Source organism: Gemmatimonadaceae bacterium (assembly GCA_037721215.1).
Lineage (GTDB): Bacteria > Gemmatimonadota > Gemmatimonadetes > Gemmatimonadales > Gemmatimonadaceae > UBA4720.
The window spans coordinates 13,740-32,379 of sequence record JBBJNV010000016.1 but is presented as its reverse complement, the minus strand read 5'-3'; the positions used below and the strand labels follow the sequence as shown (position 1 = coordinate 32,379).

Sequence of the window (18,640 nt, the reverse complement as noted above, 5' to 3'; positions counted from 1 at the left end):
ATGACAGCGCATCAAGTTGCAGCGTGGCGAGCGGGAACCTGACTCCCGCTATCAGGCTCGACAGCGGTAAACACATGCCTACCAAAGGTTCGCCGTCGCTAGGCGCCTAGAAAAAATCCTGCAGCCAGAGCTTCACACGCTGGGCGAACCGGTCGACGTTTGGCGACGAGATTGCCCGCCGTCTGCCGCTTGCTGACGCCCCGCTGAGTGCGACCCTGTTGGCGCCGTAGAGCGCAAGCCCCACGACGGTGGAATATCGGGTAGCCTCAACGGAGTCACTCAGGCCGCTGATGTTCTCGGCAGGCATCCCGAGCCGCACACCCGTCCCGAATACATCGGTCGCGAGAGCGGTGACTCCCTCCATTGCTGCCGCTCCACCCGTGACGACGATTCCGCCGCTCAGTCTTCCGGCGTATCCCGCCTGCTGAATTTCGGTATGGACCAGGTCGAAGATCTCGTCGATCCGCTGGTGAATGATGTGGGCAAGCACTTCGCGGGGGACTTGCCGCTCTCCCTGCGCAACCGTGCTCGGCAGCTGAATGATGTCGTCAGGATTCACCAGCGGCTCGTAAGCGCAGCCAAACTTCTCTTTCAATCGTTCGGCGTCGGCCTGAGTCACACCAATTCCATGAACGATATCGTTGGTGACATTGCTGCCGCCGAAATTGATAGTCGCGAGGTGACGGATTTTTCCTTCGTGAAATATCGCAACGTCGGTTGTCCCCGCCCCCATTTCGACCAGCGCGACGCCAAGCTCCTTTTCATCCTCCGTCAGAACTGCCAGCGCACTGGCCAGCGGCTCCAGGACGAGTTCTCTCACCTGATAGCCCGCCCGCTCGACGGACTTTCGAAGGTTCGTTGCGGGCGAGCTTCCGATGGTTACGAGATACATCTCGGTCTCGAGCCTGGTTCCGATCATGCCGATCGGATCACGTATTCCCTGATTCTTGTCGACGGTGTATTCCTGCGGAATCGCGTGCAGCAGCTCTCGGTCCTGCGGAACAGGCTGCGCGCGGGCAACCTCATTTGCACGGTCGACGTCAGACTTGGAGATCTCTTCGCCGTTCACCGCAACGATGCCCGTGCTCGTCATCGCGCGCACGTGCTCACCGGCAATGCCGGCGTAGATGGATTCTATTTTGGTCCCCGCCATGCGCTGCGCATCGTCGACGGCCTTTTTGATCGACCGGGTGGTTTCCTCGATGTCGGACACGACGCCACGCCGAAGCCCGGTTGTACGCGCCTGACCTACGCCAAGAATCTTGATTCCGGTCTGCCGGTGCGCATCGCCCATGGCCTCAGCGATAACGACAGTGGTTGTTGCCGTTCCAATATCGAGCCCGGCGATGACGCGTTCCTGATTCATTGAAGCCTTGCGATGACTTGGTCGCGATAGCGTAGATCGAGCTCGGCAATTTGTGCCTTGCGTCGCCGGAGGTCGGTTTCAACGGGAAAGATATCGGCCAGCCGCGGCACGGACACCCCCACTTGCGCACGCACCCGCAACACCGCGGGCGCTGCGGCCATCGTCGACATCCCCGACGCTGAATTCGCGGCACCTGCAATATCCGGAGGGGCGACGGGAATTCCATCAGGCAATGCGAGCTTGAGAATTATATCTTCTCTCCCGTCCCGCGAGATTTCGCTGATCCGTCGGTACAGGCCTGGCTGGCCTGCCTTCACCGCCCCCAGCAGCGTCAGCAGCGGCACGTCGCGCTGATTCGCTACCGGAAGATCCAATCCCTCACTGGCTGGATCGATTGGCAGGACAAGTCCGGAGCTGTCGACCGGCTCGAGTCCGTTCAAACCAGGCGCGAACGCAATCGGAAGATTCTCGTTCACTTCGACCAGCAGAGTTCCGGGGAGCCTCCTGCTGATTCGCGCTGTTCCGACCTGAGGAAGCGTCATCAGCAGCGCAGTCAGCGGAGCCGTGTCATCCCACACCGAGCGAGTCGTGTCGAGGGCAAGCCTGGCCAGAACCGTTTCCGGCTTCAGATAGCGCAACCCCCGGACTTCCACCGCGCGCACATGAAAGAAGTCGAGACGAGCCGCCGCACGGCGGGCAAACCACGGAACCGGGGCCAGAACAGCGAGCAGCAGTCCAATAACCATCAGCCGCATTTTCGATTTCATCCGTGGAGGCGTTGTCGCCGATACCTGCGGAGTCGTCATCCCTGCGAAAGCTCGAGAAGCGAGCGGAGCTCTGGTCCTGTGCGCGTGATGTCCCCGGCACCAATCGTAATCACCACGTCTCCGTCAATCACAGATGCATGCAGAGCAGCCGCCGATTCGGCGCGGGGTCCCCGCCACGCCGGCGCCTTCCCGAGACCGGCCATTACGTCCGCAATCAAGCCCGACGATACACCCGCAACAGGTTTTTCACGTGCCGGATAGAGGTCGCAAAGATACACGGCATCGGCGAGCGCAAGCGCATTTCCGAACTCGACATGGAAGTCGCGGGTGCGGCTGTACAGGTGGGGCTGGAAGGCAGCCACCAGACGTCGATCGGGGAACGCCGACCGGGCCGCTTCGATAGTTGCCACTATTTCGGTGGGGTGGTGCGCGTAGTCGTCAATGATGGTCACGCCGGCAACCTCGCCAAGGCGCTGAAACCTGCGCTCGACGCCGGCAAACGCCCCCAGCCCCGCGCTCATCGCCTCCAGAGTAACCCCCAGCGCGATGCCACTCGCAACAGCAGCAAGTGCGTTGCGCACGTTGTGCTGGCCGGGAACAGCGAGCTGCAACTGCCCGATTGACTTCCCGTCATAAGTCAATCCAAATCGTGTACCGCCGTCGACGCTGACAATATCGCCGGCCAGCAGGCGCGACTCGGGCGACTGCGTCCCGTATCTGATGATTTCAGCGCTGTTCGGCACCGGAAGAGTCCGCGCGCCAGGATCGTCCGCACACAACACGACTGTCCTTCCTCCAGCAACGAATTGCGCAAACGCTTCCCTTATCTCGCTGATGCCGCCCGGGTAGATGTCCAGATGATCGGCTTCCATGTTGGTCACAACCGCGACCGTCGGGGCGAGCGCAAGGAATGACCTGTCGTACTCGTCGGCTTCGACAACGAATAACCGGTCGGATCCCTCGCTCAGATTCCCGTTCCACGCACCAACTCTGCCGCCGGCGACGCCGGTTGGCTCGAGTCCGGCAGACTTGAGTGCTTCGGTGGTCATCACCGTAGTGGTTGTCTTGCCATGCGTACCCGCCACACCAACCAGTTCCCCACCTGCAACCGCCCGTCCCAGCGCCTCCGCCCGCCGCGTAACCGGAATACCAAGAGCGATAGCGCGCATCAGCTCGGGATGATCCCGGTTTACAGCAGATGTGACAACCACTTCGCTCGCTCCCTCGACGTGCGACGGGTCGTGACCCTCGATTATCTGCACTCCCAGTCTTGCAAGATCGGCGGCGCCGGCAACACTCGTATCGCAACCGGTCACGGTGTAGCCGCGACGAATGAACAACTCGGCCAGTGCGCTCATTCCAGCGCCGGCGATGCCGACGAAATGAACGGGGCGATTGTCTGCAGGTAAAGGAACCATCAGGGTTGCGGGAATTGGGGAGTTATGGCCACGCGCTCGGGGCACGCCCGCGCACTCGCGGTTGCCAGATCGAGTACGTGACGGGCAATCTCAGCCGCCGCGTTGGGACGCGCCCGTGATCTGGCCGCCTCAGACCGCTGTCGCATCAGTTCCGGGTTGGAGATGAGCGCCGTCACCGCAGCATTGAGCCGATCGGGAGTGAGGTCGCTCTGAAGAATCATCTCCGCGGCGCCGGCCGCGGCGAGAGCACGCGCGTTTGCTGTCTGATGGTCGGCAGCAGCCGTCGGCAGCGGGACCACCAGCGGAGGAATGCCCCAGGCACACAGCTCGGCAGTGGCAATTGCACCTCCACGCGACAAGGCGAAGTCTGCGGCCGCGTATGCATCAGCTACTGGCGACAGATACGGGCGGATTCGCACACGCTCGGTCTCGAGCGCCGCGTACTCAGCGTGCGTTTTCTGTCCGGTCGCCCAGATCACGCTCAAGCCCTGCGGCAGACTCGTGGATAGCCAGGCTGCGACGACGTCGTTGATGGCACGGGAGCCCTGACTGCCCCCGTAGATGAGCATTACACTTCCGGTATTCAGCGGAAAATTCCACTTCGTTCTGGCGGCGAGGCGGTCGGGCAGAGGAACAGGCGGAGGCTCGATTGGGTTTCCTGAATCGTATACTATCGTCTGCCTGCCGGGCGACAAATGGTTGGCGGCTTCCGGAAATCCATTGTGGACCTGGCGTGCATACCGGCTGAACGCCCGCGTCGTGAGGCCCGGAAAGCTGTTCTGCTCCTGAACAACGTATGGGATCCCATGCATCGCTGCGTATGCCAGGGCGAGGCCGGATGCATATCCACCCGTACCCACGACACATGCCGGCTTCTCATCGCGAACGATTGCCGCCAGCCTCCGCCACGCTGTCACTCCACCGCGCATCGTCTGCCAGTTTTCCCACGGACGTGCCCGATAGAGCGGGTGCAAGTCCAGCAGCTCGTGCGTGAATCCCGTCGTGGGAAGCACGTCGCGCTCGATTCCTCGCCTGGCGCCCACAAAAAACGGAATGACGGCCGGATCGAGCTTTATCATTGCCTTTGCTATCGCAAGCCCCGGGTATAGATGCCCGCCCGTACCTCCTCCCGCGAACATGACTCTCATTTCAGCCGGGGCTCGGTGAAAACGAGGGGTCGGTGGCGCGCGATCCAATGACTTTCTCCCGCGTGCTGCCGATGTTGACGAGAATCCCCGTCATCAGCAGCGAAAGCACGAGGTTCGATCGACCGTAGGAAATGAACGGGAGCGTCAGGCCGGTAGTCGGGAGCAGGCCAATTGCAACGCCAATGTGAAGATAGGCGGTGAGAATGATCGTCGCCGTTATGCCGACGGCGGTGAGTTGCAGAAACGGTGTGCGGGCTCTTTTTGCAATTCGAAAACCAGCAAAGCCAAATGCGGCAAATGCGATGATGATCGCCAGCAAGCCGACGAACCCCCACTCCTCGCCAATAGTTCCGGCGATGAAATCATCGTAGCCTAAGGGCAGGAATCCGAGCTGCTGGCGGCCTTTGCCGAATCCGACACCAAACGCCTGCCCTGATCCCACGGCGATCAGCGACTGTTTCGCCTGGTAGCTGACATGCCCCGGCGCGGCTCCCGGGTCGAAGAAGGCGGTCATCCTCAGCAACGCATAGTTGAGGCGCTGGAACTGATCCCAGAGGAGGGGCACTGCGATGACTCCCAGCACAACGAAATGCCCGACACGAACCCCGCCGGCGAAAAGGATGATACCCATTATCAGCGTATACATCATTGCAATCGAAAGGTCAGGTTCAAGCGCCACTAGAACGTCGAGCAATCCTACGATGACAAGAAACGGAAGCAGACCTTTGGTGAGTCCCCGCAGCGCCTCGCCTTTCTTCACAACCAGCATCGATGTCCAGATGATTACGGCGATCTTGCCGAGCTCGGACGGTTGAAGTGAAGCGCCAATGAGGAATCGTCTCGAGCCGAATCGCCGGGGCGCAATTGACTCGGTGAACGGCAGGATGACGATCACCAGCAGGACGATCGAACCGATCATGAGCGGCCACGCCCATTTGCTCAGAACATCCGCGTCGAACTTGGCAAATACTGCCAGCAACACGAGCCCGATCGCGACTCCGCCCATCTGGCGCACAAAAAATGAATAGCTGTTCATACCGGCGCGGATGGCGACGATGGCACTTGCACTGTATACAGCCGCAAGGCCAAAGGCCAGCAGACACCCGGTAATGAGAATGAGGAGCCGGGCCTCAGGCCCCATGTACCACCGATAGCGAACGTCAGAGGTAATCGCGGCAGTCATGCTTTATCCAGAACAAGCTGCCTGAAACGCGTTCCCCGCTCTTCGTAATTCCGGAACATGTCGAAACTCGAGCAGGCGGGTGACATCAGGACTGCGTCGCCAGGCTGCGCAAGCGCGCGGGCGCGCTCTATAACCGCCTCGAAGTCTGCATCCATCCGTTCGATGGTAACGGTCGCGCTCAGATCCTCCTCGACTTTTTCCGCAGCTTCACCGTATGCGATGACTGTCTTGACGCTTCGTCCGATGGCGGCGGCAAGGCGGCTGTATGGCTCGCCCTTGTGCCGGCCGCCAAGCAGAAGAATTGTCGGCCGCCGCATGCCCTCGATCGCGACCAGCGTAGAGCTCACGTTGGTGGCCTTGGAGTCATTGATCCACTGTACACCGTTGATCTCTCCAACAACCTCGAGACGGTGCGCGAGGGCATTGAACGAGCGCAGAGAAGCTTCCATCGCCAGCCTCGCGGCGCTGTCGCGAAAGGCTTCATCAGCGACCGACACTGCCAGCGCCGCGGCGAGCGCATTTGCCACGTTGTGTGTCCCCAGAAGGTTGAAGTCGCTGCGCGCGACCAGCCGCTCTCCCAGCACCTGGAGCACGCCGTCATCGTCCATCCATCCATCACCACGGTGTTCAGTGGAGAAACGATAATGCGTCCCAGTGACGCCTTCGGCCATGGAAGCAACCCGGCCATCGTCGGCGTTCACAACCCATCGCGATGCAGAGTTCGCATTGGCGAAGAGGCGCGCCTTGTCTGCGTAGTAGTCAGACGCTGTGGGATATCGATCGAGGTGGTCGGGTGCGAGGTTCGTCAGCACGCCCACGGTCGGATTCAGACTGGGAGTATCATGCAGCTGAAACGATGACATCTCGAGCGCGATCCAGTCTGGATGCGAAGCAAGAATCGCGATTTCGGAGAGCGGCGTGCCGATATTTCCGGCATCGACAGCGCTTGCGCCAGCGCCGCGCAGCAAATGTCCGATCAAAGCGGTCGTGGTGGTCTTGCCGTTGGTACCGGTGACGGCGATAACGCGCGAACGCGGCATGAAGCGGAGGGCAATATCGACCTCGCTCAACACCGGCACTCCTGCCTGTCGCGCCGCCGCCACGGGCGGAGCCCCTGGGTCGATGCCGGGGCTCACCACTACCAACGCCGCGCGCCCAATCCGCTCGAGGTTGTGTGCACCAACGTCTACGTGGCCGCCCATTGCACGCAATGAATCGGCACTTTCGACGACGGCAGCCGACCGTCCACCATCAGAAGCGTAAACCTGGTGTCCGCCACTCAGCAGCAGCTTTGCAACCGCGGTCCCGCTTCGAGCAAGTCCCAACACGGCGATTTCGCCGTGTGGAAGCGCTGGCGCCATCATCTCAGTTTGAGAGTGCTCAACGCTACAAATGCGCAGAAGATTCCGAGGATCCAGAAACGTACGACCACTTGAGCCTCGTTCCAGCCGCCTTCCTCGAAGTGGTGATGCAGCGGCGCCGTCCGGAAAACCCGGTGCGCCTGCGCGTACTCGAGACCTTTGCGCCGCCTGTGGAATTTGAATACGACGCGCTGGATGATGACGGAGACCATCTCCGCCACGAAGACGCCGCCAACCAGCAGCAGCACGAATTCCGATTTGAGCAGTATCGCGATCGCGCCTAGCGCGCCGCCGAGCGCAAGCGATCCGGTGTCACCCATGAACACCTGCGCCGGGTGTGCGTTATACCAGAGAAACCCGATACACGCACCCATGATGGCGGCGCAGAAAACGGTCAGCTCGCCGGCCCCACGAAGATAAAATACCTGGAGATAGGCGGACGCATCGATCCTGCCGATTACGTACGCGAACAGTGCGAGAGTCAGCACCGCAATTGCCGTCAGGCCAGCGGCGAGCCCATCGAGGCCGTCGGTGATATTGACCGCATTACTTGTCCCTGTCAGCACAAATGTCACAAACAGCACGTAAAGCCAGGCCAGCGTTGCGGAGGCCGGGACGATCAGGATGTACTTGTAGAACGGCAGCGTCGTCGACGCGCCCGGCAACGTCGACAGTGGGAATTTCCATAGATAGTACCCGAGTGCAAAGCCGATCGAGACCTGACCAATGAGCTTGTACGCCTCAACCAGACCGGTGTTCTTCTGGCCTGCCTGCTTCTGTTTCAGCTTGAGGTAATCGTCGAAAAACCCGATAAACCCCATCCACAGCATGACGAACATCGCAATCAGAACGTACTGATTGTCCAGCTTCGCCCACATGACTGTCGGCACCAGGGTCGATGCGAGGATGATGAGCCCACCCATCGTTGGCGTGGTTCTCTTTTCCTGGTGGCTGTCGGGTGTACCTTCACGAATCACCTGGTGGAGTTTCATCCGGCGCAGTCGGCGGATTATTATCGGTCCGATAATGAATGAAACGATCAACGCCGTTACCGCCGCCCCCGCAGCCCGGAACGAGATGTAGTTGAACACTCGAAGAAATCCGAGATCCCGCGAGAAAGGTACGAGGAGATAGTTCAGCACTAATGCATTGCCCAGGTTGTGAGATGCGGAACGAGTTGCTCCAGTTGCACGCCCCGCGATGCTTTCAACAGGATAACGGCATCCGGCTGAATACGGGACTCAAGCTGCGGCCAGAGCTCGTCGACCGATGCTGCCGTCACCACACGGACGTCGCCGGGTGCGATTCGAGCGAGCGCGTGTCTGAACTCTCCGATACCCGCAACGACATCGGCGGGCCCGTCGAGTGCGAGCCGGCTGATGTCATCGTGACATCGAGCCGAAGCTGCACCCAGTTCCCGCATGGTTCCCAGAACGACGACCCGCTGGCGCTCTGAACCCATGCCGCGAAGCAACTCGAGCGCAGCTCGCGTCGACCCCGGATTGGCATTGTACGCATCGTTGATCAGAGTCGCACGACCGAGTTGCTCGGACGAAACGCGCATGCGCGGAACCTGCATTGACGCAATGCCCGAACCCGCTCCTGCATCGGTGACCCCGCAGATTCGCGCGACGGCTATCGCAAGCATGGTGTTCTGAAGATTGTGGAGGCCGCGGAGCGGAGGCGCGACTACCACGTCATCCAGCTCGATTGTACCGCTTCCATCAGCCGCGAGTTTCCACGCGGACGGTCTGATATTGCCGGCGTCCAGTCCGGCTTCGACGAATGACGTCGTCATTCCGCGCGCAGCCGTCGCAATCTCGGGTTGCGACGCGGGAGCCACGCCGACATTCACACCATGAAACACCGCCACTTCCTCTTTGAGAACTCCCGCCACGTCACCAAGACCTTCGAGATGCTCCTCCCCGATCGACGTAACCACCGCAATATCCGGCAATGCGATGTCGCGAAGGATTGCGACTTCGCCGGGCAGATTGGTGCCGACCTCAATGACGGCTATTTCTGCCGATGCAGGAATAGCCAGCAGCGTGAGCGGTACTCCGATGCGGTTATTGAGGTTCCCGGTTGTTGCGTGAACCTCGAGCTCGACAGCCAGCGCCGCCCGAATCAAATCCTTGGTCGTCGTTTTCCCGTTGCTTCCGGCCACCGCGATGACGGTCTTTCCCCACGCTTTCCGCCAGTATGTAGCGAGGGTGCCAAGCGCCATCAGCGTGTCACCGACCTCGTACACCGGAACACCGAGCTGCTCGAGCCTGACAGGGCGGGAAACAAGCACCGCAGCAGCGCCCTGCTCCACCGCCGCGCCCAGATAGTCATGGCCATCGAAGTTTTCGCCGATCAGCGCGACGAAAAGCTGACCCTCTATCGTCGATCTCGAATCCGTCGTGATGCCGGTGATTTCGCCAGCACCGCGCGGCGATTGTGTTACGGCTGCTGGGCCGATCGCGTCCGCGACCCGATCGAAAGTCCAGAACGTCAAGTTGCACGCTCGGCGAGCAGCTCGCCGACAACCTGCTTTTCATCGAATGGCGCTTTGACCGTTCCCATGATCTGATACGTCTCATGGCCTTTGCCTGCCAGCAGAATCACATCACCCTGGCCGGCGGTCTCGAGCGCCCGTGCAATAGCCATCCGACGGTTCTCGATACGGAGGCGCGCAGGCGACGACATCCCGCTTTCGATATCGTCAAGTATCTGCTCGGGGTCTTCCGTGCGAGGATTATCGCTGGTGACGATCACAATATTCGCGCCGGCCTGAGCGGCGCTGCCCATCTCCGGGCGCTTGCCGCGATCCCGGTCGCCACCGCAGCCGAAAACGAGGATCAGCTTTCCCGGCGTAAAAGGCCGGATCGCCGCCAGTACGCGCTGCATTGCGTCCGGTGTATGCGCGTAATCCCGGAGCACCGTCGGGTGTTGCGAGATGACTTCCAGTCTCCCCGGTACCTGTGGCAGCACGGACAGGCGCCCCGCAAGCTCCCCAGGATTCATTCCGAGTGTGATACCGACCGCCAGGGCCCCAAGCGCATTGTGTACATTCACATCGCCAATCAGGGGCAGGTCCACGTCATGCGCTTCGCCCGCGTACCGCAGCGTCCACCGGCTTCCCGACTCGGTACAAACCACTTCTGTCGCCCTCACGTCAGCAGCTTCGGCAACGCCGAAGAATATCTTCCGACGGCTCTCGGGAAGTGCTTCCCAGGCCGGGGCATCGACATTGATCACTGCCGATCCACTCGGCTTGAGGTACTCGAGCAACGATGCCTTCGCCTGCAGATACGCCTCCATGGTGAGATGATAGTCCAGGTGGTCGCGCGTAAAGTTGGTGAACACCGCGGCATCGAAGCTCAATCCATCGATGCGCCGCTGGTCGAGACTGTGTGACGAAACTTCCATTGCGACTGACTTTGCGCCCCGGTCAACGAGGTCGCGCAGAACTCGCTGAAGCTCTACCGGGCCGGGTGTGGTGAGCTCAGCACCCCCCGGAACGACTTCTGCTTCGGTGCCGAGCAGCACTCCGAGCGTCCCGATCGAGGCGCTGCGGGATTCCGGCTGATCCAGCAGATGTCTGAGGATTCCAACGGTCGTGCTTTTCCCATTTGTGCCCGTGACACCGATGATGCGCAGCTCGCGCGACGGGTTGCCGTACGCTTGGCCAGCGGCAACCGCCGCGGCTTTCCGTCCTTCCCGCACAACGATGGCGGGAAGCGTGGTGCGATCGGGATCCTCGACCATTACCGCCGACGCTCCAAGCTCGCGCGCGCGCTCCAGGTAGTCATGGCCATCGCGCGCAGAACCGCGGATCGCAATGAACAGGGAATCAGGGGTCACTTCTCGACTGTCGTCCGATATCCCCTCGACCCACTCTGGCAGCACGCCGCGAACGCCGGCAAGCAGGCCGGCGCGTTCAAGGGCAGTTACGGTGCTGCCAGGTGAAAAACGCATCAGGGAATATGCTTGAGTTTGACGACGCTGCCGCCGGCAAGCAGCGAGCCAGCGGCGGGGTAGGTAGGCATGCCTTGTCGCGAAACCAGCCTCACCCTGAATCCCGCCTCATGCAAAGCACGAACCGCGTCGCGTACCGGCAATCCCACAACATCCGGAACTGGCCTTGCCGACCGGTCCGGCACGCCTCGCTTCTGCTCGAAAGGAAGCCGGATTGTGCGAGGCGGAAGGACGATGCGTTCGTCTGCCGGCGCACCAGCAACAACTGCTCCCTTAGGAACCACCGGGGCAAGTCTTTCGACGGGAGCCGGTCTTTCGACGGCCGCGAGTTCGTTTCGGTCGAGTGCAGCGTCCTGCGCCGCGAGCGCCGCACGAAGTATGACCGCAGTAAGCGGCGCAGCGATCTCGCCGCCGTAATAAGCACCGCGCGGACTGTCCAGCTTGACGAGCACGACGTATTGCGGCTTGTCCACTGGGAAAAGACCGACGAACGACGCCGTGTAATTTCCCTCTACGTAGCCTTTTCCCTCCACCGTTCGGCGCGCAGTGCCGCTTTTTCCTCCTATGCGGTATGTCGCAAGATCGGCTTTGACCGCCGTTCCGCCTTGCACCACCGCCAGCAGCATGTGCTGAACTTGTGTAGCCACATCTGGGGAGATCACTCTCCTGATGACCCGGGGCCGGGCACGGTACACCAGATCGCCGCCGGCATTTCGTATTTCCTTCACCAGGTGTGTTTCCATGAGCTCACCACCATTGGCAATAGCGCCGTACGCGGCAACCAGCTGCAGCGGTGTGACGGCAACTTCATAGCCCATCACCATCGACGCAGCTGATGTCCGGTTCCATCTTGAGGGATCGCGCAGAGTTCCGTCGGCCTCGGCCGGAAGCGGAACCCCAGTTGGTGCACCAAGCCCCAGATCACGCAGAGTCTCAAATTTCTCGCGCGCGGTAAGCCGGTTCGCGAAACGCACAATTCCGACGTTGCTCGAATATCTGATGACATCCGACAGCGAAAGCTGCGCGGACTTCCTGTCATCGACGATCCGGCGGCCATTAAGAATCATCGTGCCACCGAATGTCTCGACGACCTCGTCCGGACGCGCACGGCCGCGCTCCAGGAGCGCCGCAGCGATGAATGGCTTGAGGGTAGACCCCGGCTCGAATGGCTCGCTCACCGCGGTGTTCGCAAGCGTGCGCCGATTAGCACGACGGCTCGCCATCGCGAGCACTTCCCCGGTAAATGGATTCATGACGACAATGTCACCACCGGTCGCATTCAGGCTGTCTGTCGCGCGCGTCAGCGCACGGTCGCAGATTTCCTGGAGATCCCGGTTGATTGTAAGAGTGACGTTGTGGCCTCGCGTCGGAGCGCCGTTCCACCCGCCTGGAGTATCGAGGTTTCGGCCACGACTGTCCCGCGCGATGGTCGTCTTTCCACTGTCGCCGCGTAAAAGGCTGTCGAGCGCTAGCTCGATCCCGTCGGCACCGCGGCCCCGCTGATCGGTTCCACCCACGATGCGGCTGACGCTTTCTCCAGCCGCATATTCGCGCTTCATCACCGGAAAGCCACGGACTCCGGGGAGCACCGTAAGTCCCGCTATGTCAGTCGGGACGTGAAGGCCCGGCAGCTCGACCCATTTCCGCCGCGGGTCGGTCGCGGCTGACGTCCATGCCGTGGAGAAACCGGCATCCCGGAGCGCAGTAGCGAGTGCAGCCCTGTCGCGCACCTCGCCCGGAGCCACGGCAAGGCGCACGAGTTCGCGACTTTCTGCCAGCACCCGGTCGCTCGCATCGAGGATATTCCCCCGCGCCGCAGTCAACGGCGATTCCCGGAAATGCTGCTGTCGTGCGCGCTCCAACCATTGATCACCCTGAAATAGCTGAACTCTTGCCGCTTGTCCGATCAGGGCGAGGGCGAACAATACAAGCGTGAGATGGATGACGCTGACGCGGCTAAGGCGTACCACCGGCCCTCGCGTGACTCGGCAGAAATATCACCTGGGTATCCGATGGAATGCGCATGCCCAGCCGTCGCTCTGCGATTGGGCCCAGGGTTCGACGGGACGAGGCGTCGCGAATGGCGCCGGCCAGCCGCACGCGTTCGCTCTCCAGCAGCGAATGTCGCTTCTCGAGCGCTTTTGCAGCATTGCCTTCCGAGAATCCGTAGCTGCGGCGCGTGATGACTGCAGCGGAGACAATCACAAAACCCATGAGCCCGCCGGCAATCATCCAGCGCCGCGCGCCTAAACCTCGCTTCGCCACGCGCGGAGTCGTGCGCTTCGCGCGCGCGGATTTCGTTGAATCTCGACTCCGGCAGGCACGACGGCTTTCCGCCAGACAAGCTGGCCCAGGGCACTGCCACGGCACTCGCACCGCAGCAACCGCGGCGGGCAGACGCAAACGCGCGACCATTCGCGCATTGAGTGCTTCACCACGCGGTCCTCACCCGAATGATATGAAATAACTCCGATCACACCGCCTGGCGCCAAGCGGTCCCGCAATCGCGGCAGGGCCTGCTCGAGAAGCTCTATCTCGGCATTGACTGCAATTCTTACCGCTTGAAAAAGCCGGGCAAACTCACCGGCACCGCTTCGCGGGCCAAGCGTGCCCCGAATTGCGCCTACCAGATCGTCGCTGGTCGCAAAACTGCGATTAGCCCTGCGCCGAACGATTTCGCGAGCCAGTCGTCGTGCCTTCGGCTCATCACCGTATTCGCGGAAAACATCGACAAGCTCCGCTTCTGCCGCATTGTTGAGATAATCTGCGGCACTCGACGGAGCGTCTTCGTCCATGCGCATATCCAGCAAAGCACCTTCGCGAAATGAAAATCCGCGACTGGTGTCATCAATCTGATGCGACGAGACGCCAAGATCGGCAACGATGCCATCAAACTTCTGCAGTGGATCTGAGAGCAACGTGTCGACCTCGGCGAAGTTGCCCAATATAACGCGAAATCGGCCCGCCGCCGCGTGGGTGGCAAGCCGATTCGTAGCGATTCTCAGTGCACTTCGGTCGCGATCGATCGCGGTTACGGTTGCCCCCATCGCAAGAAGGGCGGCGCTGTGTCCGCCGCCCCCGAGGGTGCAATCCAGAATCTGACCCGCGCCCCCAAACAATTGCTGAACTTCCCCTACAAGCACCGGGGCGTGGAATTTGGTATCCCACGCACCCGGCACCTCTGAAATCACTTGCAGTAGCGCTTCACCATCTCGTCAGCGGCCGGAATGTACTGCGGGATTGCGGTGAGCACCTGTTTGGCCGCATCGGCGTACGTCTGGAGCCCGGCAGGAACGTTCTGCTGCGCAGTCGCAAACGACTCCTTGGATAATCTTGCCAGCGCGCAGTTCTTGGACGACTGAGCTTCGGTTATCGCGCTCTGCCCAATGGTGAAAGCCGAAACTCCCAGCAGAAACTTTGCATCGGCCGTCGCCTCGAGCTGGTCCGACAAGCGCAGGAACTGGATGGCGCGCTGCAGCTCGGCACGATTCTTCGACGCGTTGCCCGACTTATAGGCGTTGTTGCCCTGCTGCAACGCAACCTTCGCGAGCGTGCTTTTGTCCCCGCCGCTGCCGGAAGCCTGCCGGAGTGTCGCAAGGACGCTGTCCGGCTGGTTGAGGGCTCCGTAGATCAGCGCCATCTGCGCATATCCCCCATCGACTTTCTGATCGATGGTGACAGCGCGTCTCGCCGCCGCGAGCGCCTGAGCGTTCTGGCCGGCCTTGCTGAGTGCATTGGCCTGCACCAGCAACAGCGTTGCATTGTTCGGATACTTGGAGATCCCCCGGCCCAGAATCTGGGCGGCCTGGCTCGACTGATTCAGAGCGGTGTAAGCGGCTGCACTGCGGATGAAATAGCTGCTGTCAGCAGCGGCCGTGTCAGCCTTGATCAGGTCGGCACCCGTTTGCAGTGCAAGATTGTAATCCTTGGCGGCGAGCAGCACGAGCCACGCTGTACGCAACGTCTTGGGATCCCCCGGATTACGCTTTACCGCTTCCATGATGATCGGAACAGCAACTGCGGCCTTGCCGCTCGCAGCGAGGCTGTTTACAACCTGCTCGACGAGGCGGTCGTTGCCGGGGTCGGCAGCGAGCAGCCCGGTGAGAGCCTGCGTTGCGCGCTCGCTGTCACCGCGGGTCTGATAAATGTCCGCGGCCCAGCGCAGAGCCGACACATTCCGCGGGTCAACAGCCCGGATACGCTCGGCGACAGCAAGAACGGAATCGGTTTTCTTCTGTTCCTGAAGTGCGTTCCCGAGGCATACACCGACGAGTGTGCCAGTTGGATATCTCGCCAGACCCGACCGCGCCGCTGCTTCGGCTGCGGCAAACTTGCCTTCGCGGAAAAGGGTATAACAGCTGCGCTCGGCGGCGAGCTGCTCGCGGGCCTGCACGTAGTTCTTCGCAACCATCTGAGCCGCCTGGTCTACCTTGCCTGCCTCGGCCGAAGGCAATGGCTGCTGCAGGCTGTTATCCCGTGCGAGAACAATGCGGGCATCGACCTTCACGCCAGTCGGTGTCCGGGTGACTGTGCCTTCCATATACTCATCGGCGCGAAGAATATTGGCGAGGGCTTTCGCATCGTTGGCCGACAGCGCTTCAGTTGTCGAGTACCCTGACGCAGTCAGAGTCGTATTGATATCGGCCTTCGGAATGACGGTCAGCTTCTTGTTGTCGACGTCCCTGGTGATCCGCGAGCGCAGCGCTTCCGCTGTCTGTTGTCCGAGATCCTTATCGGCGCTCGCGAACGTGCCGATCATGATTTTCGGCGGCGGGTCGGCGGTCCGACGCTGCGCGGAGGCATCGGCAAACGGCAACGCCGAAAGGGCACTCAACGCGAAAATCGCGCGAGGGACGAAAATCCGGTTATGACCCAAAGTCAGACTCCTTGCACTCAATGTCCTAGCCTCCCAAGCGTGAGAACATACTTACACCATCGCATTTCAACAGGTCCCGAAAAACAAATGAGCGAGGAGGGACTCGAACCCCCGACATCCTGCGTGTAAGGCAGGCGCTCTAACCAACTGAGCTACTCGCCCGGTGCAGAAACCGAGCCCTGCTCTACTTCAGTATTGCAACAGGCACCAGCACGCAGTACCCCAGAACAAGGAGGAATGGGGCAATCGTAGTACCGCCGCGTGCCAGATCGGCAAAGCCGAGCACGATAGCGGCCAACGCGGCGGCCCATAGCACGGCCGACCGCAGACGGGGGCTCGGACGGGGGCTCGGACGGGCGGTCTCTGTTCGCACATTGGAATCAGCCATAGTGCGATAGTGTAGAGGCGCACCGAAAACGTGTCAAGCGTGCCAGCCCCGCGGAACGCACGTCTCACTGTATCTTAATGTTCGGTTTGCCAAATTCAGCTGTAACAGTGAGGTTCCTCGCCAGCCCGGACGAGCCGCATTGCCTCGGCACACCGCCGCCCCCAGACACTGAACCGGTTGGCGGAGTTGCCCGACATCCAAACCCGGTCGGCTTCCGCGTCGTCTCCGGCCTTCCACCACGTACGACCAAGCTCGTAGTAGGCTTCGATCAGGCTTGGCCCCAACTCGATGCTCGTCTCGAAGAATTTACGGGCTATCTCCACCTCACCTGTGGCGCTGTGACGCAGGCCGAGGTAGAAATTGCCGTAGAGAACTGCCCTGGGATCGTTACGCTGTCGCAGGGCGAAATGCAGCGTCTCCGCGGCCTCCGGCATCATTTCTTTTCGCAAGTCAACCGAGGCGCGCGCGGACCATGGCATTCGATGCGTCCGACGCAAGAACGCGCTCGAGAATCTGCCGTGCATCATCGTACCTGCGCTGTCGCATGATGGCCCAGCCGAGGAGCGCCTGAGCTCGCTGATCGGTTCGAGCGAGGTCGATCGCTGCACCAAGCGCCGCCTCTGCTCCAGGGAAATCGCCCTGAGCGATGAGATGCCACCCCTTTTCCAGAAAGGTCGATGCCCCCAGGTGGTCTTCGCGCAACGTGCGAACCGCAGCTGAGCCCGTGATTTTCACGCCACCGCGCGCCGGCGCGCGAACAAACCATCGATAGCGCGGGCCACGAGTCGCGGTGCAAGTATGCGGTCGGCACTGAGGGCGGTCATGTAAGCTCCGCCAAGGATGTTGCCGACTTCCGTGAGGGCAGATTCTTCGAGAGCATCGAGTGCTCCGCCTGGTGTGCGCTCCCGCCGCAGCATCAGATCGGCCAGTCGCCTTCCAGTGACAGCGGAAGCGCAAGGAGTGTATGGCCATGCAGGGCTACGCCCCACGAGCAGCACGCTGGCGGCGCTGTTGTCGGCGGGAACGCTGTAAAGACACATGGCTGCATCAGTACAGTCACCAGGTTTCCGCGCAGATTTATAAGGCCGCGGACGAACGCCGGCGCACCAGGTAGACGAGTGGTGGGAAGAATGGGAACTATCTCGCGCACCTGCTCCAGTTCACAGCAGTGAGTGCGGCCTGCGACAGCGAAGACGAGAACGCGCCGCGAGGCTTGTGCTGCGTCAGTCATAGAAGCCGAGCGCGGCGAGGGGATCCTCGGCCTCCGCAACGGCTGCGCCCTCTCCGATTGCGCGGAGTGAGTGTTTCAGATCGTCGGGCAGTGACGAACGGATATCCATTGGGACGCCGGTGATCGGATGCTGGAACGCAAGCCACGCCGCGTGCAGAAAGTGCCGCTTCGGCGCCAGCCCTGCGATTCGCCTTCCTCCCCCGCCGCCATAGACATCGTCACCCATTACGGGATGCCCGATCGAGGCCAGGTGAACACGAATCTGGTGAGTTCGCCCGGTGTGCAGATGCGCGCGCAACAGGTCTCCCGGTCCAAAGCGGGCGAGACGAATGAAATCCGTCCTCGCCTGCCTGCCGGTACTGACGATTGCCATACGCTTGCGGTCTCGCGGGTCGCGCGCGACCGGTTTGTCGATAGTGATGCTCTCTTCATCGAGATGACCCCAGATTACTGCTGCATACCGGCGCGTCACACGCCTTGCGGCAATCGCCGAGCTGAGGATGCGGTGCGCTCGATCGGTTTTTGCGACCAGCAGCAGCCCGGACGTCTCCTTGTCGAGCCGGTGCACAATTCCTGCGCGGTCGGCAGACCCTTCGCGCGAAAGGTCTCCGCCCCGCCCGAGCAGCGCATTGACCAGCGTACCGGTCCAGTTGCCTGGCGCGGGATGAACGACCATCCCGGCGGGTTTGTTGACGACGAGAATCGCGTCGTCTTCATGGACAATATCGAGCGGGATGGATTCGCCGATGATCTCCCGGCTGGCTGCGACCTGGCGTTCAATGACTACCATGTCGCCACCCACTGGCCGGTAGCTTGCCTTCTCGTGACCGCCATTGACGGTAACAAAACCATTCGCAATGAGTGTAGCGGCCTGCGTTCGCGAAATGTCTTCCTTCTGGGCCACAAGCAGATCGAGACGAACGTTGCCGTCCGTCTCGA

Annotated in this window: 18 protein-coding genes and 1 tRNA gene; all 19 read right to left on the bottom strand. The window is 61.3% G+C overall.

All coding sequences use genetic code 11. From position 1 onward, the window contains the following. Positions 1–106 precede the first annotated feature (106 nt). The 19 genes from ftsA to WKF55_09950 all read right to left on the bottom strand — a co-directional run bounded on the left by ftsA (position 107) and on the right by WKF55_09950 (position 18,611). Positions 107–1,366 (bottom strand): cell division protein FtsA, encoded by a 1,260-nt coding sequence (gene ftsA / locus WKF55_10040; protein MEJ7759912.1) that lies wholly within the window; start codon positions 1,364–1,366, stop codon positions 107–109. Beyond that, positions 1,363–2,172: an FtsQ-type POTRA domain-containing protein gene (locus WKF55_10035; GenBank protein MEJ7759911.1), complete on the bottom strand. Its 810-nt coding sequence runs from the start codon at positions 2,170–2,172 to the stop codon at positions 1,363–1,365. The genes ftsA and WKF55_10035 overlap by 4 nt, the downstream gene beginning before the upstream one ends. Then, on the bottom strand, positions 2,169–3,551 hold the full coding sequence (gene murC / locus WKF55_10030) for a UDP-N-acetylmuramate--L-alanine ligase (protein MEJ7759910.1): 1,383 nt from the start codon (positions 3,549–3,551) through the stop codon (positions 2,169–2,171). Before murC ends, WKF55_10035 begins: the two co-directional genes overlap by 4 nt. Next, a complete protein-coding gene (locus WKF55_10025) occupies positions 3,551–4,699 on the bottom strand; it encodes a UDP-N-acetylglucosamine--N-acetylmuramyl-(pentapeptide) pyrophosphoryl-undecaprenol N-acetylglucosamine transferase (protein MEJ7759909.1) in 1,149 nt (382 codons plus the stop codon). The genes murC and WKF55_10025 overlap by 1 nt, the downstream gene beginning before the upstream one ends. Before the next feature lies 1 nt (position 4,700). Next, the gene (locus WKF55_10020) at positions 4,701–5,882 is read right to left on the bottom strand and encodes an FtsW/RodA/SpoVE family cell cycle protein (protein MEJ7759908.1); all 1,182 of its coding nucleotides are present in this window, start codon (positions 5,880–5,882) and stop codon (positions 4,701–4,703) included. Beyond that, entirely contained in the window at positions 5,879–7,243 is a 1,365-nt protein-coding gene (gene murD, locus WKF55_10015; protein MEJ7759907.1) for a UDP-N-acetylmuramoyl-L-alanine--D-glutamate ligase, read from the bottom strand. The genes WKF55_10020 and murD overlap by 4 nt, the downstream gene beginning before the upstream one ends. Beyond that, a complete protein-coding gene (gene mraY / locus WKF55_10010; protein MEJ7759906.1) occupies positions 7,243–8,385 on the bottom strand; it encodes a phospho-N-acetylmuramoyl-pentapeptide-transferase in 1,143 nt (380 codons plus the stop codon). The genes murD and mraY overlap by 1 nt, the downstream gene beginning before the upstream one ends. Continuing rightward, positions 8,385–9,743, bottom strand: coding sequence for a UDP-N-acetylmuramoyl-tripeptide--D-alanyl-D-alanine ligase (gene murF / locus WKF55_10005; protein ID MEJ7759905.1), 1,359 nt, complete (start codon positions 9,741–9,743; stop codon positions 8,385–8,387). Before murF ends, mraY begins: the two co-directional genes overlap by 1 nt. Beyond that, positions 9,740–11,206 carry a UDP-N-acetylmuramoyl-L-alanyl-D-glutamate--2,6-diaminopimelate ligase gene (locus tag WKF55_10000; GenBank protein ID MEJ7759904.1) on the bottom strand — a complete coding sequence of 489 codons (1,467 nt, stop codon included), beginning with the start codon at positions 11,204–11,206 and terminating at the stop codon, positions 9,740–9,742. The genes murF and WKF55_10000 overlap by 4 nt, the downstream gene beginning before the upstream one ends. Further along, positions 11,206–13,176, bottom strand: coding sequence for a penicillin-binding transpeptidase domain-containing protein (locus tag WKF55_09995; GenBank protein ID MEJ7759903.1), 1,971 nt, complete (start codon positions 13,174–13,176; stop codon positions 11,206–11,208). Before WKF55_09995 ends, WKF55_10000 begins: the two co-directional genes overlap by 1 nt. Further along, positions 13,163–13,420 carry a hypothetical protein gene (locus tag WKF55_09990; protein MEJ7759902.1) on the bottom strand — a complete coding sequence of 86 codons (258 nt, stop codon included), beginning with the start codon at positions 13,418–13,420 and terminating at the stop codon, positions 13,163–13,165. Before WKF55_09990 ends, WKF55_09995 begins: the two co-directional genes overlap by 14 nt. A 32-nt stretch (positions 13,421–13,452) precedes the next feature. Then, complete coding sequence (gene rsmH / locus WKF55_09985; GenBank protein ID MEJ7759901.1) at positions 13,453–14,397, bottom strand: 16S rRNA (cytosine(1402)-N(4))-methyltransferase RsmH; 945 nt, start codon at positions 14,395–14,397, stop codon at positions 13,453–13,455. Then, a complete protein-coding gene (locus WKF55_09980; protein ID MEJ7759900.1) occupies positions 14,394–16,082 on the bottom strand; it encodes a hypothetical protein in 1,689 nt (562 codons plus the stop codon). Before WKF55_09980 ends, rsmH begins: the two co-directional genes overlap by 4 nt. 88 nt (positions 16,083–16,170) lie before the next feature. Further along, positions 16,171–16,244 (bottom strand) — tRNA-Val (locus tag WKF55_09975). Between the two features lie 22 nt (positions 16,245–16,266). Beyond that, entirely contained in the window at positions 16,267–16,455 is a 189-nt protein-coding gene (locus WKF55_09970) for a hypothetical protein (protein ID MEJ7759899.1), read from the bottom strand. 110 nt (positions 16,456–16,565) lie between these two features. Then, the gene (locus tag WKF55_09965; GenBank protein ID MEJ7759898.1) at positions 16,566–16,949 is read right to left on the bottom strand and encodes a hypothetical protein; all 384 of its coding nucleotides are present in this window, start codon (positions 16,947–16,949) and stop codon (positions 16,566–16,568) included. Then, the gene (locus WKF55_09960; protein ID MEJ7759897.1) at positions 16,921–17,172 is read right to left on the bottom strand and encodes a tetratricopeptide repeat protein; all 252 of its coding nucleotides are present in this window, start codon (positions 17,170–17,172) and stop codon (positions 16,921–16,923) included. Before WKF55_09960 ends, WKF55_09965 begins: the two co-directional genes overlap by 29 nt. A gap of 29 nt (positions 17,173–17,201) precedes the next feature. After that, on the bottom strand, positions 17,202–17,510 hold the full coding sequence (locus WKF55_09955; protein ID MEJ7759896.1) for a chemotaxis protein CheC: 309 nt from the start codon (positions 17,508–17,510) through the stop codon (positions 17,202–17,204). A 183-nt stretch (positions 17,511–17,693) separates the two neighbouring features. Then, positions 17,694–18,611, bottom strand: a complete 918-nt coding sequence (locus WKF55_09950) for an RluA family pseudouridine synthase (GenBank protein MEJ7759895.1) — start codon at positions 18,609–18,611, stop codon at positions 17,694–17,696. Positions 18,612–18,640: the final 29 nt, after the last annotated feature.